This window comes from Bacteroides sp. B1-V-101 (assembly GCF_023656585.1).
In the GTDB taxonomy this organism is placed as follows: Bacteria; Bacteroidota; Bacteroidia; order Bacteroidales; family Bacteroidaceae; genus Bacteroides; species Bacteroides thetaiotaomicron.
In genome coordinates this window covers 1-17,288 of sequence record NZ_JAMOKH010000032.1, presented here as the reverse complement: position 1 = coordinate 17,288, position 17,288 = coordinate 1, and the positions used below count along the sequence as shown (strand labels likewise).

The window sequence follows — 17,288 nt, the reverse complement described above, 5'->3', positions numbered from 1 at the left end:
GCAATACATATTAATAAGGAAAGCCCTATGGAAAAATTTAAAATAGAAGAAAAGATCGTAGCCATGCTAAAGACGGTGTACGATCCTGAGATTCCGGTGAATGTATACGATCTTGGACTGATTTATAAAATAGACGTCTCCGACAATGGGGAAGCAGTGCTTGATATGACTCTGACTGCTCCCAACTGTCCGGCAGCCGATTTCATCATGGAAGATATCCGCCAGAAAGTAGAATCGGTGGAAGGAGTGACAACCGCCACTATCAACCTTGTGTTCGAACCGGAATGGGATAAAGATATGATGAGTGAGGAAGCAAAACTGGAACTCGGATTCCTGTAAATTCATAGCTCAAAATATAAAACTGATAACTCTAAACTCAAAACTCATGAAGAACGTTTATTTCCTTTCCGATGCGCATCTTGGTTCCCGTGCCATAGAACATGGACGTACACAGGAACGGCGCTTGGTGAACTTCCTCGACAGTATCAAGCATAAAGCTTCTGCCGTTTACCTGTTGGGAGATATGTTCGATTTTTGGTATGAATTCCGGTTAGTGGTTCCCAAAGGATACACCCGCTTTTTAGGAAAGCTTTCCGAACTCACGGATATGGGAGTGGAGGTACATTTCTTTACCGGCAACCATGATATCTGGTGTGGGGATTATCTTTCTAAAGAATGCGGAGTGATTATTCATCGTGAAGCATTGACTACCGAAATATACGGAAAAGAGTTTTATCTGGCTCACGGTGACGGACTGGGTGACCCGGACAAGAAGTTTAAGTTGCTGCGCTGGATGTTTCACAGTACAACACTTCAGACACTGTTTTCTGCCATCCATCCCCGTTGGAGTGTGGAATTGGGCTTGACGTGGGCAAAACATAGCCGCGAAAAGCGGGTGGACGGCAAAGAACCGGATTACATGGGGGAGAATAAGGAACATCTGGTACTTTATACAAAAGAATATCTGAAGAGTCATCCTAATATCAACTTCTTCATTTATGGCCATCGTCACATTGAACTGGATTTAATGTTGAGTGCTACTTCCCGTGTGCTGATTCTTGGAGACTGGATTAACTATTTCTCCTATGCGGTATTCGATGGGGAGAATCTATTTTTGGAAGAGTATATAGAAGGAGAAACACAAGTTTGATTCTTATTCCATTAAAAAGTGGAAATTCCGATTGATATAAGGTTTCTTGAAGATAGATAGAAACCGGAAAAAGTCAAGACCACGTCTTCAGATTCATTTCATAAGAATAGAATAAATCTGAAGACGTGGTCTTGATGTATTTAGTTGCCCAACTTGAATACTACAGAGGCGTATCCTCCCAGTTTCAAGGTGTAACTGTCGCTGTCTGTATTTTGTTGAGTTTCGCCATTCACAAACAATACTTTCTCAATCTTGTCTGTCAGCGGAAGTTGCATGGCCGTTCCGCCGAAATTATGGATGACAAGCAGTTTCTCGTTGTCCTTGGTCATATACCAGGCGGCAATCGGCTTATAGTCTTTCTCCTGTGATTCGTTGTAGACGGAATGTTTGGTCATATTTCCTTCTGCCAGTGCCGGATAGGTGTTGCGCAATCGGGTGAGGGAGAAATATATGTTCAGAAGTGAATGGGTATCGGCTTGTTGGTCCGCTACCGTTTTCACATTTTTCGAAACGGTGGCATCCGTCTTGTCTGTGTAGTTGGTAGTGTAGCTATCTCCCCATAGCATCGGGCTGCGCACATATTCGTCTCCGTTATCCTTTGTTCCGTAAAGTCCCAGTTCTTCACCGTAATAGATGTAAGGATGTCCGGCGGAAGTGAGTAAGACGGCGGCGGCCAGTTTGCATTTGTCGGCGGATTTACCCAACTTGGACGATGTACGGTCTTCGTCATGGTTACTCAGTTTCGTTGCTTCGATGTAATCGCTTCGATAGTTGGCGTATTTCTGTTGGTAAGAAAGGATGTCTTTGGCAAAATAACATCCGGTACTATTATTGATTCCCCATTCCAGACGATACCAGAAGGAAAATTCAAAAAGGGCGGGCAGACCTTTATAATAAGGAGCTACTTTATCGTATTCCGATAACACTTCGCCTACCATATAGAAGTCGTCCGTATGTCCTTTTTGTTTGTAATAGGCGTTCATATCTTCATAGAACATTTTCAGGAAACGAGGATTTTCTTCGCTGGTCTCACTGTGGTAGATGTGCTTCACGGCGTCGAGGCGGAGGCCGTCCACACCACGGGCGATCCATCCTTTGGCGGCGTCTGCTATTGCCTGATATGCCGGTGATTCGCCTGCCTGGTCTACAGGGCCGTAGTTAAGGTCGGCAAACCAGTCGGTGCAGAAATGAGAATGGAAATAGGTGATCTGCTGGCTGTCGAACATGATGTTGGCAGGGTTGCCGGCGTTGGTCAGTTTGAAATCCTTGTTCAGCGCGAGTTTCTCCGACGAGGAAGAGGCGCCGTATTTTGTTCCAGATGGCCAGGAAGAAGCATTGCTGGTACGGATCAGAAGCCCCCAAGTGGACTCAAAGTCGACGGTGAGTTCATAGATGTTGTTTCCTTTGTCATAAAACTTTTTACAGATGTCTTCTCCGTAGTATAAGTATTTGGCGTTGTCGGTACCTGTGTCTGGATTATCCTCGTCTGCTTTGGTGCCTGTGGAAACGACAAGGATGGGGGAAGATGCGTTGCTCCAGTCCAGTGTAAATTTCAGCAGTCCTTTCACGGCAGCGGTCTCGTCAGAAACCTGAAACCATTCTGCGGCATTGTATCCGGCTGCTCCTTCTTGGGTGATCATGGCGATTTTGCCTGCTGCGATATCTGTTTTCGGGTCTTCAGAGAAAGAATAATAATTGCGATACGGGCTTTCGGATGATGAACTAGCTTCGGTGAACCACGGGTGGGCAGTGCCGGTGTGGTTCATTACGTAGTCCAGATAAATCTTGATGCCTCGGTTGTGGGCTTCTGTAACCAGACGGTCGAAGTCGCTTTCTGTGCCGAGCTGCGGATTGACTTTGGTGTAGTCTGTGACGTCATATCCGTGATAAGACATACAGGGGTGGATGGGAGAGAGCCAGAGGGCTTTCACGCCTAGTTGGTTGAGATAGTCCAGCTTTTGGGTGACGCCATTCAGGTCTCCATATCCGTCTCCGTCGCTGTCGGCGAAGGAATAGACCAGTAACTGGTAGGAGATATCTGCCCGTTTGGTCTCGTCCCATGTGTCGGGAGAGGCGGTAAGTGCGGTCCATTGCCCTTCGATGGGCGGTTCGGGTTCTGGAGCAGGCTCGGTGATATTTTTGTCATCGCTGCAAGCGGTCATGAATGCCATGAGCATTGACAACCACAAAAGAGATAATAAGTGGAGATGTTTATTCATAATGATGATGTATTAAAGACAATAAGTGTCGTTTCTTAAAAAACAGTGGCCGCCCCGATTCCATTGTATTCGCGACGGCCATTCCCTGTTTCCCTGATTTCTTGTAGTATTATTCGATGCGGCCTGTTCCGTTACCAAAGTTCAGATAAACCTTTTGTCCGGTTTTACCTTGTACCGCAGCTTGGTCACCACCGTTGCCCCGGTAAGTTATTTGTCCGTCGAAGATGATAAATTCTGTTTTCCACCAGTCGCCGGCAGAGACAGCTTTCGGATTTACGCAGATTCGTACTGCGCCATCTTTCAGGAATGCCGGAGAAACAAATTCACCATCAGCCGTTCCGGGCACGGTAAATAAGTCCTGTTCTACCAGTTGCGCGTCCCAACCGTTGTATGAGGTATCGCCCATCAGATATACATTCGGCTTTTCAAATTCTATCGCTTTGTCATCGCCGATAACGGAGACATATACTAAGTACCAGCCGGCTATACCGACTTTTATGTTGCCGCCCTCGTCCGACAATCCGGCAAGGTCTTTGGATTCCTGTGAGATAGCATCTACAAAACCGAAGTCATTGCCCCAGTTGGCTTGCGGTGCAAACTTCACCTGATCGTTAGCTGCGAAATAGAAGATTCCCCAGAAAGTTCCTTTCATTCCGTTGACCGGAACAAGTGCTTTCCAAGCATTCGGATCACCGGCAGGAGTTCCCCAGTTGTATGCGCTGCCGGTCATATAAAGTTCGGTGGGCGCACTGTTGTCTTTCACTGTAAAACGGTAGTTGAAGGCATCGAACGAGATTTTGATCTTACCGTCCAGTGCTGTATTAATGGCTTCCGCATTCGTCCAGGTAACAAAATTATCACCGGAGTCATCACCGTCTACACTACTTCCCAAGGCTTTGGTCCAGTCTATGTCGTTTCCGTTAATAGCTGAAGCCGGGAAAATCTTGAAGTTCGAAGTACTTTCTATTTCTGCTTCCAGTATATACAGGTTTTCATCGAGAGCGTCCTTCTTCATCTGTTGGGCACTGTTGCCGTCCCAGCCTGTGAAATCACCGACTATATAATAGCCGTCGGGATCAACAGCCGGAGTTGTGGCAGGCTGCAAGGTGATGCTTACTTCATTTCCCACCAGTTGAATACCTTCACCGGAAGGAGTTACGGCAGAAGCATTAATAGAGATTTTCAATTCACGTACCACGCTTGCACGGCTTTTGTAGGCTTCCTGCGTCACACTGTCCAGTTGTGCCAAGGCTACTTTAAAGACATGATCTTCCGTCATGGAAAATGGAATGGTGTGATTCTCATTCAGTGTCAAAGAGTTGACAGCGATCTTACTGCCTTCTTCGGCTGTGGTCGAGCTTAACTTTGCAATTTCTACGGAATCGGCTGTGGCCGCATCCATGACGATGCTGGCGTCTTTGCCTGCTGTGAAAGTTGCAGTCAACTGTCCCGCTGACTCTTCCTGGGGATTGGACTGGGGATCAGCCCAGTCCTTGAAATCTTCGTTACAGGCAGAAAACCCGATTGCTGCCAGAAACATCCCTATGTATATTAAATGTTTTTTCATGATGAATCGTTCTTTTTAAAGTTAATTACTTCTTTTCTCCTGTACCTGCCGTGAAGTTCAGATGGATCACATTGCCGGCTGAACCTTGTACGGAATAACCGTCTCCCTTTTCTGTCCAACTGTCAATAAGGTTGAAATCACGATAGAAGATTTCACCGTCATGGAGTGTAAACTCAGTTCTCCACCAGTCGAGGTCTGTCTTGAAGCACATACGGACTTCTCCGCTTGCAGTCATGGCAGGAGATACGAAGTTACCGTCTTTGGTGGCGGGAACCGTAAACTTCCATTCGTCGTTGAATGCCCATGAACCGCCGGTTGTGTTACCGAACAAATACACTTCAGCCGGGTAGAAAGTAATGGTAAACTGATAATCATCCCCTTTGACAGCCGCTTTGACGTAGAAGAGATACCATCCGGCGTTTTCTACGACGAAGTTGTCACTGCCGCTGACTCCTGCTCCGGCTTTGTCGGTAACCGTCACGCGGTTGTCGTTAATACCGATATACTCGTTTTCCTTTGTTCCGAACTTGAACTCGGAGTTGGCATCGAAGTAAATCATTGAATAGAACTGACCGTCCATACCGTAGACACCTGCCATCGGTTTCCATACTTTCCAGTCGGTATCCAGCATAGAACCTACAATGAACATAGTCTTGGGAGGTGTCAATGAGCTGGTGCTCTTGGAAATCAGAACGTTGGGTAACTCAATCACATTGGAAAAACATACTCCTTTTCCACTGCTTGTGATGTTGGCCTTCAGGCGGATATATACAGCTACCGGTTCGGTAGGGAGTTCTGCCTGCTCTCCGTTCACGGCCGTCCACAAGTCGAGAAGCGCATTGTTGAGTTCGGAAGCATCCACATTGATCTTTGCTGTCGGGGAGGTGCTTTCCAACACTGTATAGTTGGCTTTGCTCTCATCTGTCGCTTCTATGAAATCCTGTTCAAATGAGGCTTGTACCGTGTAGGTGGTAGCTGTCGGAAAACCGTAGTCCGGTTGCGAACAAGTGAGTTCTACAGTCTGGGCATTCTTCAGGTCATATACATTGTTGGCTGCATACGCGGGCGTATTGAGCGTGAATGTATCGGGTTCGTTCAGGATCGGATTGCTGTCATTGTCTGTTTCGCAGGCCGTAAATAGAGGCAGTGCGAAGGTGACAGCGAGTAATATGTTGGATATTTTTTTCATAATGGCATTCTTTTATATAAGGATGAACTCTTGGTTATTTATAGCCTTCATTTTGTGACATATTCCTGTTATTGTTGATATCCGATACAGGGATAGGATATTTGTTGTAGTATGAAGCGACAGATGTTCCGTTCATTGCTCCACCTTTCCAGTCCCAAAGATATTTATTGGTTGTGAACATACCGAAACGAACCAAGTCTGAACGACGGCGACCTTCCAGATAGAACTCACGTGCCCATTCGTCGATAAGTTCCTGTTCGGTTACGGTCTGTACCTTTCTTGTACAGTTGGCGCGTTTGCGAAGTTCATTGATGTCTCCTGTGGCGTCTCCTCCCTGGCGGAAAATGGCTTCCGCACGTGTCAGGTATGCTTCTGCCAAACGGAACAAAGGAATATCTGTGTCAGGATAAGTAGCATGGCTGACGGGTTTTCCGTCAGAGCGGTAATTCTGCCATTTTACAATTGACAAGCCATCGGTGAATCCGCTGATCGCATCTGTCTGAATTTTGCGTCTGCCGCCTCCTACACCAGAGTATAGCAAGGCACGGTCGTCACCGGCAGCTTTGATCATGTCTTCTGTTCTGATGCCATATTCTGCATCGAAAGCATCGATCTGCTCATCTGTATCTAAGCCTTTGGTCGGAATCTCAACATCGGCGGGCAGCATCGGCACATCTTCGAGATTGGAGAAGAATTTTTGTACCATTGCTGCACGGGCAAAGATACAGGACCAACCGTTCGTTGTTCCCATACGGGGCATACCGGCTACACGAGTACCACAAACCAGATAAGTTGAACCGCCATAGTTACGTGTCTTCACTCCATCCTGACGGATAGGCAGAATGATTTCCTGCATGGCATTTTCATTCTCGTCGTTATCGGCCATAAACAGTTCGCTGTAATTTGTACATAGCTTATATGCTGAGCCAATCACTTTGCTGGCATATTCTTCCGCTTTTGCATAATCGGTTTGTCCGGTGTATACGCCTGCGTTCAGGTACAAACGTGCGCGGAGCAACCAGTTGGCAGCTTTGTCTGCACGTCCGAAGGGAGCCTGGCGAGGTTCATACATATCAGCTTCAATTTCGTTCAGTTCATTCTGAATGTAGGTATAGAGTTCCGTCCCCTTCTTCTCGACAGGCAAGTCATTGCTAAAGTGTTCCTTGAACGGAGCTTTACCAAACAAGTCGAGGAAGTACCAATAATGGAGGGCACGCAGGAAACGTATTTCCGCACGTTGGCGCAGTGTTTCTGCATCTGTCATGCCTTCGGTCTGGTCGAGGAAGAAGTTATATTGTGTGATGTCATATCCCAAACGGACGTAAACCCACTCTGTGCGCTGGCTGGAAGGACTCCAGCTAATGCTTGTAAGCTGGGGGATGTCCTGATTCTCCTGCCATGCCCAAAGACATTCGTCAGTAGGCAGTTCGTTGCAGTTGAAAGTGGTACGATAGAAACCGGATTCGCCTTCGTCCTGTCCGTCGAGGTCAGGAGAGCCGTCGATACCCTTTTGTCCGGTTACACCCAACATGGCATATCCTTTCACAAATACTCCCTGCTGGTCGAAACTACCTCCTGTCTGAGGGTCGATGGGACTAATATCCAGATCGTTGATACATGAAGTTACTCCCGAAGAGAGAACTGCGATCAGTGCGGCTGAAAATAGCTGTTTGATATATTTTGTTTTCATGATAAATTGATTTAATGAATGTTAGAATTGCAGACTTAAACCTAATAAGAAAGTCATAGCTCTGGGATATGGATTGGCGTCGATACCGCTTTTTACTTCCGGATCAAGGCCTTTGTATTTACTGATAATGAACGGATTCTGTACTGTAGCATATACACGCCCGCCAACACCTTTGTAGGTTTGAGTCTTCCACAGATTCTGGAAAGAATAACCTAACGTGATGTTATCACAACGTAAGAATGATGCGTTATGTATAAAATAGTCGCTCATGTAGTAATCACCTTGTCCGCTGAAACCGAGTGCGACGGCTTCGGCACTGGTGTTGCTATATGCATTATTGGAGAACAGTCCCGAAGTGCTGACGTTGGCTTTGTTGCTCAGGAAGTCATAGTACACGTAGTTGTTCAGACTGGCACGTAAGGAGAAGCTGAAGTCAAAGTTCTTATATTGCATTTTGGAGGTCAGTCCCATCAAAACATCGCCTGCCGGTTTTTTGTAGATATATTTGTCTCCGCTGTCTATCGTTCCGTTTCCGTTACGGTCAACAAACATATTTTCAATAGGTTTGCCATTTTCGTCGTATACCTGCTGGTAAACGTAGAAAGAGTTGGCTGCGTAACCTACTTTATGCGCCTGTACCTTGGTATTGTTACCTCTGGAAATCTTATCGCCTGCTTCTACGTAATAATCGCTGTCGTCGCCACCTGTCAACTTGGTGATTTCATTGTGGTTCCATGTAATGTTATAGCTGAGGTCCCAGGTGAAGTCCTTAGTCACAATCGGTTTGGCGTTGATGGAAAATTCCATACCGTAGTTTTCCAGTGAACCGATATTCTGTGTCATCTGGGCATTGAAGTTAGTTCCGACGGGAATTTTAACGCTGTTCAGCAGGTCATCCGTTTTACGGAAGTATCCGTCGATACCGCCTGTGATTCTTCCATTCAGGAATCCGAAGTCCAGTCCGGCATTCCATGTGGTCGTTTTTTCCCATTTCAGATTTTCATTGAAAGCCTTCGGGCGGGAAGTAGAGTAATACGTATCGCCAAAAGGATACTGGGCATACTCGTTATTGACTACATACAGAGGAAGATAAGCAAAATCATCACCTATGTTTTGCTGACCGGTAATACCCCAGCCTAAACGCAATTTCAGATCAGACAGGATATTTACATCTTTCAGGAAGTTTTCTTCTTTAATCTTCCATCCCAGTGCCAATGACGGGAATGTACCCCAACGGTTATCTTTGGAGAAACGTGACGAGCCATCCCAACGCATGGTAAAGGTAAACAAGTAACGGTTCAGCAGGGAGTAGTTCAGACGGCCGAAGTAAGAGACCAGTGTATTTCTGGTTGCATAAGCTGTCTGTTCGCGCAATTTGGCGTCATGGGGTTCTTGCGTATAGGAATCCCAGCCCTGACCTTCTTCAAATCCGTTGCGATGGAAGTGCTGTTCTTCACCACCGACCATGATGTCAAAGTCGTTTGCACCCAAAGACTTGATATACTGTACGTATATGTTGTACGAAAGGTTGTATTTATATTGGGTAACGTCGCCATTCCAACCATAATAATTATTGCCGAATGAGTATGGAGAAACAATCGTAGTCTGTGTACCTTCCGCATATTCGCCACCTATGCTTGCGTGCAGACGGAGGTCAGGCAGGAAATGGAATTTATAGTCAACGTCTACATTTCCAACAAAGTCGTTGCTGTTCGCCTTGTCATTTTTGAGTTCCAGTGCAGCCAGCGGATTTTGGGGAGAGTTCGGATTGGACGTGTATTTCCAGTCCGGATTGCTGAAGCCTGTGGTAGAATTTATATTCTGCCAGTAGCCGCCTGTAAACTGGTAAGGGTCTTCGTTAGAATAAACCGGACGGGTAGGGTCGATGGCCAATGCCCCGCCAATGGCGGCACCTGTATCGGCATAGCGGTTTTTACCGTTCATGAATTTGGCATTGATGTTGAACTTCAGATGATCTTCAAAGAAGGAAGGAGCCAGGTTCACGGAAGCAGTGAAGCGTCGGAAGTTGGATGTTTTCACAATACCATTGTCGTCTGTATAACCTAAAGATACACGGTAAGGCAGGTTCTTGAATCCTCCGTTGATAGAAACATGATGGTCGGTGCTGACAGCTGTACGGAATATCTGGTCCTGCCAGTCTGTATTGGCGGTTCCTAAATCTGCCGGTAATTTGTCACCCCATAACTGATTGGCGTAAGCGCGGTATTCGTCTCCGCTCAGTACATCATAACGTTTTTGAGTTTTGGAGAAGGATACGGAGCCGTTATAGCTTACGCTGGGAGCTTGTCCGTTCTTTCCTTTCTTGGTGGTGATAATAATGACACCATTGGATGCACGCGAACCGTAAATGGCAGTTGCAGAGGCATCTTTCAGTACAGTAAGGGTTTCGATGTCCGCAGGGTTAACCATTGACAAACCGTTTGCCATCCCTTTGATACCTTCGTTGTCAATAGCCAGACCGTCAATAACGATCAGCGGGTCATTGCTTGCATTCAATGAAGAACCGCCACGAATACGGATTTGTGCGCCACCGCCCGGTGTACCGTCATTGGAGATCACGCTGACACCGGCAATTTTACCGGATAACATATCCTGAGCATTCGTCGTAATACCTTTACTTAGTTCATCGGGCTTGATAGCCATTACCGAACCGGTCATATCGTTCTTTTTCACCTGACCGTAACCGATGACTACTACTTCGTCCAGTATTTCCGTATCGTCTTTCAGTATTACATTCATTTGTGCGGCGACGGGAAGTTCCTGCGGCTGGTACCCGATAAATGAAACTACTATTATATCGCCTTGCTTGGCAGACAACTGGAAGTTGCCATCGAAATCGGTAATCGTTCCGGTGGTAGTGCCTTTCACCACAACATTGGCACCGATAACCGGTTCGCCTGTTGCGTCTTTTACCATTCCTTTGACGGCTATTTGTTGAGCAAATGCGTCAACGGACAAGAATATTCCGGCTATAAGCGTAAGCAGGACCTTGAACATAAAGTTTCCTTTTTTCATGTTTTTGTCTTTAAAGTTAATTGTAAAATCTCTATTCATTCTCTCTTAAGAAATACCTATTGAAAACCTTCTCTTCGTCATCATTTTTAGTGCTCGAAAACACTCTCTTTTACCGAATAATAATTTCTCTGTCTTTATAATCTTTTGATACCTTTTATCTCTGATTTATCTTTTACCTCTTTGATGCTGATAGCATATCCGCCTCCGTTAGCTGCGTGCAGGTTCAGCTTGCTCTTATTCGTCAGAATACCTTTCTTGATGGTATAAGCCTGCGGGTTCTCTTTCCAGTCGGCATCTTTGGCATCCGCGTAGACGGTAGCGATGTATTGTTTGCCCGGAGTCAGGAAGTCGAATACGAGTTTGGAGGTATGACCGTTTTCACCGGCTGTGCAGCCTACGTACCAGTCGTCCGTACCTTTTGCTTTACGGGCAATCGTGATGTATTCTCCCGGTTCTGCTTCCAGATAGTTCGTTTCGTCCCAGTCGAGAGCTACGTCTTTGATGAACTGGAAAGCGTCCATAAAGCGTTCGTAGTTTTCCGGAATGTCGGCAGCCATCTGCAAAGGACTGTACATGGTAACGTATAGTGCCAACTGGCGTGCAATGGTAGAACGTACCTGAGAATTGTTTGCCGGATTCATCTTGTTGCAATGCGTTTCGAAGATGCCGGGAGTGTAATCCATCGGACCGCCAACCAGGCGTGTGAAAGGCAGAATTGTTGTATGATATACTTTGTTGCCTCCGAATGATTCATATTCTGTTCCGCGGGCGGATTCATTGCCGATCAGATTCGGATATGTACGGCAGATACCGGTAGGGCGGGTTGCTTCGTGTGCATTCACCATGATTTTGTAATCGGCGGCTTTCTTCACTGCATACAGGTAGTGATTGTTCATCCATTGTCCGTAGTGATGTTCGCCGCGGGGGATGATGTTGCCTACATAACCGCTCTTTACGGAGTTGTATCCATTGTCTGCCATAAACTGGTAGGCTTTGTCCATGTGGCGTTCGTAGTTGCGTACAGAAGCGGAAGTCTCGTGATGCATCATCATTTTGATTCCTTTGCTGGCTGCATAGCGGTGGATTTCCTTCACATCGAAATCGGGATAAGGAGTCACGAAATCAAATACATAGTCTTTGCTGTTGCCGAACCAGTCTTCCCAGCCTTCGTTCCAGCCTTCAACCAGTACTGCATCGAATCCGTGAGCGGCTGCAAAGTCAATGTAACGTTTCACGTTGGCTGTGTTGGCAGAATGTTTGCCGTTCGGTTTTGTTTTGGAGTAATCCGTTTCACCGAGTTTTACGCTGGTCAGTTCGTCGGTGTAAGCCCATGAACCTTTTCCGGTGATCATGTCCCACCATACACCGATATATTTCACGGGTTTTATCCAAGAGGCGGCATCCGCTATCTTGCAAGGTTCGTTCAGGTTGAGAGTGATACGTGAAGCGAGGATATTGCGGGCGTCATCGCTCACGATAACCGTACGCCAAGGTGTGTTGCAGGGAGTCTGCATATATCCTTTGTCTCCTTTGGCATCCGGTGTCAGCCAGGATTCGAATACCATATTCTTGTCGTCCAGATTGAGGTGCATACATGAGTAATCAACCAAAGCGGCTTCGTGAAGATTGATGTATAAGCCATCATCCGTTTTCATCATCAGTGCAGTTTGTACGCCTGTCTGTGAGAAAGGAGTCTGAGAAGAGTTCGGAGTGATCGCTTCTTTCATCAGCCCTCTGATCTCTGATAAGCGGGAAATGGTGTAGTCATATTCCTGCGTATCATAGTCACCCGGTATCCAGAAAGCGATATGATCGCCGTTCATGCCAAACTGAGAATGTTCTTCCTTGATCACGAAGTAATTGAGTGACTTCTGCTGAGGAAATTCATAACGGAATCCCAGACCGTCATTGAACAGACGGAAACGGATAACGATAGAGCGGTCGTTCATGGGTTGATACAGGGTGACTGCCAGTTCGTTATAGTGATTGCGGATTTCTTTTTCTTCTCCCCAGACCGGTTGCCAGGTTTCATCAAAGGTAGCCGTTTGGGTATCTTTTACTTCGAAGCCGTCGTACAGGTTGGTCTTTGAATCAAGTTTGGTCAGGTCTCTGCGGTCCACCCAGTCGAAGTCGGTTCTGGTATTATCTTCTTTCTTCAGTTCCAGTCCGAGAGTGCTGGGTTTGATTACCACTTTGTTCTTATACGTCAGGTCATACGTTGGGGCACCTTTGGAGTCTACTTGAAAGGTCATTACCAGATTGTTGTCCGGTGAGGTTAATTTCTGTTGGGCATTCGCAATGAATGAGATGCAAAGGAATGCGATGAGCGATAAAATCTTTCTCTTTTTCATTCTATTTATGGTATTAAATTATAAGCTAACTAATATTTTTACTCCGCTCTGTTCCGGATATTGCAAATATAGCAACCATCTTGAGACTTTGGGCTGTCTAGAATAAAAATACAAGTTTATATAAATCTCAATGTTTTGTTTTACAGTAGTTTATTATATTATTTCATCCTGATAAATATAAGTCGAAGTGAACTTATTAAAAGGATAGGATGTATATTCCACGACTTGAAAGTGTTAATTCATTTCTTAATTCAACCTTTTTCTCTGTCAATAAATCGAAAGCAGATGAAGCGGGGAGTATTTCCCGGTAAGGAACCAGGTCGATGGTCTGTTCCCGGTCGTTTCCGTTCAGGAAAACAACGACTGACTTATCACCGTATTTGCGTTCGTATACGTAGATACCCTTATTCGGTGCGAAATGTTTGAGCTGACCTTTGGCAATGACTTTGTTTCCTTTTCTCCATTGGAGCAGTTTTTGCATAAAGGAGAATGCTTCGTTTTGCTGCGGAGTGCGGTTGGCTGCGTCAAAGCTGTTTTTTGTATCGTTCGGCCAGCCTCCGGGGAAGTCGCAGCGGAGCAGTCCGTCTCCATTCGCCTTGTCGGCTGCCATCAGGATTTCAGTTCCATAATATATCTGCGGTATTCCGCGGGTTGTCAGTAAGAATGTCAGGGCTTGCTTGTACCGGTCCAGGTTCTTTGTATCCGCTTCCGAACGGTAGAAGCGGGAAGTATCGTGATTGTCGAGGAAGGTCAGCAGGTTCATTGGATGGCTGTAGACGATGTCCTGCGACAGATATTCGTAGAGTCTGAAAAGTCCTCCGTTCCATTCGGTAGTCTCTTCGTCGAAAGCCTTGTTCATCTCTTCCATTAGTGGGAAGTCCATGACAGTAGGGAGGTTGCTGTTTTTCGGATAAGCGAGTCTGCTGTCTTTCTGCCAGTAGGAGATGAGTACATTGCTGCCCAGCCATGTTTCACCTACAATGTTGAACTTGGGGTATTCTTCATTGACCGCTTTGCACCAGCGTGCCATCATATCAAAGTCGGCATAAGGATGTGTATCCTGACGGATGCCGTTGATACCGGCATACTCTATCCACCAGATGCTGCTCTGTATCAGATATGTAGCTACATGACGGTTTCTTTGGTTGAAGTCCGGCATGGTCAGTGTGAACCAGCCGTCGATAGCGATTTTCTTTTCGTAATCGGAAGCATACGGGTCCATTTGAGTGGCAGTCTTGAAGCTGGTCTGCACGTAGTTTCCTTCAAAGTTAAACCAGTCTTTGGAGGGCATATCTTTAAACAGATAGTTGTCCGAACCGCAATGGTTGAAGATCATGTCCATTACTACTTTCAGCCCTTTGGCATTAGCTTCCTGAGTAAGTTTGCGGAACTCTTCGTTACTGCCGAAGCGGCGGTCTACCTGATAATAATCGGTAATGGCATAACCGTGATATGATCCTTCTTTCATGTCATTTTCCTGAATCGGGTTGAGCCATATACTGGTGACTCCGAGGTCTGCTATGTAATCCAGATGATTCTCTATTCCTTTCAAGTCGCCGCCATGACGTGCGAAAGGCTCATTACGGTCTACATTTCCTTCCAGCATTCCGGGAATGATGTCGTTGGAGGGGTCGCCATTGGCGAAACGGTCCGGCATAATGAGATAAAGCACGTCGCTCGAATCAAAACCTTCTACTGCCGAAGCATTCGGCCGGCGCTGTTTAAGCTCGTAAGGGATTTTGGTTTGCTTTTTGCCTTGTTTCAGGATAATGTCAAAGTTCTGTGGAGCAGCCTTCGAAAGGTCTAAATACAGAACCAGATAATTAGGATTCTCCTGCTTCACCACTTCTTGCAGCGTGATATCATCGGCAGAAAGACTGACGTCTGCGGACGATATGCGGTCACCATATAATAGTATCTGCAATTCGGGATTCTTCATTCCTGCCCACCAAAAGGTCGGGGCTACTTTCTTTATAGTGCTTGCTGCGAATACCTGGTGAAAACCGGGTAATAATAATAGTAAGATAATGAATAATAAATTCCTTTTCATGGTAACTAGATTTTTAAAATTTGTTCGGGGGAACCGATGATGCAAATGTAGGCGAATCGGGTATGCCGTATGGCAGTTAGAAAGAAAATATAAATATTTGTTTTGAATAGGCTGTTGATAATAAGCTTTTTATCGTTATTGCCTCTGTCGAAAAATACAAGTGAAAATGAAAATTGTTATGGCGATATTTTTCGTTTTTATTACTATAATCATTATATTTGTCACATCTTAAAAAAGCACCTTATGAGAAATCTAACCTATTATCTTTTGTTTCTTCTTTTTGTTTATCCTCTTTCCTTGTCCGCAAAGCATACGGATATAAATAAGGCGGCCCTTAAAAAACTGGATGACATTATAAGTAAGAAGGAAACTTATCAGATACGGAGAGAAAAAGACATTACTGATTTAAAAGTACAACTTGCCCATTCCACCGATCCTGCCCGGAAATATGAGTTGTATGCCTCGCTCTTTGGCGCTTACCTTCATTATCAAGCGGATTCGGCACTTCATTACATTAACCGTGAGATGGAGATATTGCCCCAATTAAACCGTCCGGAACTGGAGTATGAGATTATCATTAACCGTGCTACGGTAATGGGTGTAATGGGCATGTACATCGAAGCTATGGAACAATTGGAGAAGATTGATCCTAAAAAACTGAATGAATGGACTTTGCTTTCTTATTACCAGACCTATCGCGCCTGCTACGGCTGGCTCGCTGATTATACGACAAACAAAACCGAAAAAGAAAAATACCTGAAAAAGACCGATTTGTACAGAGATTCCATTATCGCCGCCATGCCTCCGGAAGAAAATAAAACAATTGTTCTGGCGGAAAGATGTATCGTGACCGGAAAGGCTGATACGGCTATCGGCATGCTGAACGATGCACTGAAAGATATGGAAGACGAACGTCAGAAAGTATATATCTATTATACCCTTTCCGAAGCATATAGCATGAAGAAAGACGTTGAGAAAGAAGTTTATTATTTGATACTGACTGCTATTGCAGACTTGGAATCTTCCGTCCGGGAGTATGCTTCCTTGCAGAAACTCGCACATCTGATGTATGAATTAGGGGATATTGACCGTGCTTACAAATATCTGAGTTGTTCGATGGAAGATGCTGTAGCATGTAATGCCCGTTTGCGATTTATGGAAGTGACAGAGTTTTTCCCGATTATTGATAAGGCTTATAAACTGAAAGAAGAGAGAGAACGGGCCGTTTCCCGTGCCATGTTAATTAGTGTCAGTCTGTTGTCGCTGTTTCTCCTCATTGCTATTTTCTATCTGTATCGTTGGATGAAGAAGATATCCGTCATGCGTCGGAATCTAAGCTTGGCCAACAAGCAAATGTCTGCGGTCAACAAAGAATTGGAACAGACCGGAAAGATAAAGGAAGTATATATTGCCCGTTATCTGGACAGATGCGTCAATTATCTAGATAAACTGGAAACTTATCGCCGCTCTCTGGCCAAACTTGCCATGTCGTCACGTATCGACGAGTTGTTTAAAGCAATCAAGTCCGAACAGTTTATCCGGGACGAACGGAATGAATTTTATAACGAATTTGATAAGTCATTCCTTAAACTGTTTCCCCACTTTATTACTTCTTTTAATAATCTGCTGGTAGAAGAAGCAAGAGTCTATCCAAAATCGGACGAACTGCTGACAACGGAACTCCGGATCTTTGCCCTTATTCGTTTAGGAGTAGTGGATAGTAACAAGATTGCTCATTTTCTGGGTTATTCTTTGGCTACGATCTATAATTACCGGAGCAGAATGCGCAATAAAGCTGCCGGAGATAAAGATCGGTTCGAACAGGACGTAATAAATTTGTAAGTACACTCTAATCTCTCTTCATGTCTCCAATAGACATAAACGTGATATGACTATTTAATTGTATATGAATGTGTAGTGTACTGAATAAGTTGACACTTCAAAAATCGAAAATAAAGATGAAATATTCGAAAAAGAAGTACAACTATTACAGTGATGATGAACGAATGTCTTATATTCGTGAGTATTTATCAAGT

Annotated in this window: 10 protein-coding genes; 3 read left to right on the top strand and 7 right to left on the bottom strand. The window is 45.2% G+C overall.

The window, feature by feature from the left end:
• Positions 1-27 precede the first annotated feature (27 nt).
• Positions 28-339, top strand: a complete 312-nt coding sequence (locus tag NBH01_RS19575) for a metal-sulfur cluster assembly factor (RefSeq protein ID WP_011108936.1) — start codon at positions 28-30, stop codon at positions 337-339.
• Between the two features lie 46 nt (positions 340-385).
• A complete protein-coding gene (locus NBH01_RS19570; RefSeq protein ID WP_008767009.1) occupies positions 386-1,150 on the top strand; it encodes a UDP-2,3-diacylglucosamine diphosphatase in 765 nt (254 codons plus the stop codon).
• A 140-nt stretch (positions 1,151-1,290) separates the two neighbouring features.
• On the opposite strand, the gene susG is transcribed toward NBH01_RS19570, so the two are convergent.
• The 7 genes from susG to NBH01_RS19535 all read right to left on the bottom strand — a co-directional run bounded on the left by susG (position 1,291) and on the right by NBH01_RS19535 (position 15,252).
• Positions 1,291-3,369 (bottom strand): alpha-amylase SusG, encoded by a 2,079-nt coding sequence (gene susG / locus NBH01_RS19565; protein ID WP_055230191.1) that lies wholly within the window; start codon positions 3,367-3,369, stop codon positions 1,291-1,293.
• A 109-nt stretch (positions 3,370-3,478) separates the two neighbouring features.
• Positions 3,479-4,936 carry a starch-binding outer membrane protein SusF gene (gene susF / locus NBH01_RS19560; protein ID WP_055230193.1) on the bottom strand — a complete coding sequence of 486 codons (1,458 nt, stop codon included), beginning with the start codon at positions 4,934-4,936 and terminating at the stop codon, positions 3,479-3,481.
• Between the two features lie 25 nt (positions 4,937-4,961).
• The gene (gene susE, locus NBH01_RS19555) at positions 4,962-6,125 is read right to left on the bottom strand and encodes a starch-binding outer membrane protein SusE (RefSeq protein WP_234140615.1); all 1,164 of its coding nucleotides are present in this window, start codon (positions 6,123-6,125) and stop codon (positions 4,962-4,964) included.
• A 34-nt stretch (positions 6,126-6,159) separates the two neighbouring features.
• Positions 6,160-7,815: a starch-binding outer membrane lipoprotein SusD gene (gene susD, locus NBH01_RS19550; protein WP_016269796.1), complete on the bottom strand. Its 1,656-nt coding sequence runs from the start codon at positions 7,813-7,815 to the stop codon at positions 6,160-6,162.
• A 21-nt stretch (positions 7,816-7,836) separates the two neighbouring features.
• The gene (susC, locus tag NBH01_RS19545) at positions 7,837-10,851 is read right to left on the bottom strand and encodes a starch-utilizationTonB-dependent receptor SusC (protein ID WP_250700228.1); all 3,015 of its coding nucleotides are present in this window, start codon (positions 10,849-10,851) and stop codon (positions 7,837-7,839) included.
• A gap of 134 nt (positions 10,852-10,985) precedes the next feature.
• Positions 10,986-13,202, bottom strand: coding sequence for a glycoside hydrolase family 97 protein (locus NBH01_RS19540; protein ID WP_234140620.1), 2,217 nt, complete (start codon positions 13,200-13,202; stop codon positions 10,986-10,988).
• A gap of 196 nt (positions 13,203-13,398) precedes the next feature.
• Entirely contained in the window at positions 13,399-15,252 is a 1,854-nt protein-coding gene (locus NBH01_RS19535) for a glycoside hydrolase family 13 protein (protein ID WP_074858060.1), read from the bottom strand.
• A gap of 243 nt (positions 15,253-15,495) precedes the next feature.
• Between NBH01_RS19535 and susR the strand changes: the two genes are divergently transcribed.
• Entirely contained in the window at positions 15,496-17,094 is a 1,599-nt protein-coding gene (gene susR / locus NBH01_RS19530; RefSeq protein WP_234140621.1) for a SusR family glycan utilization regulator, read from the top strand.
• Positions 17,095-17,288: the final 194 nt, after the last annotated feature.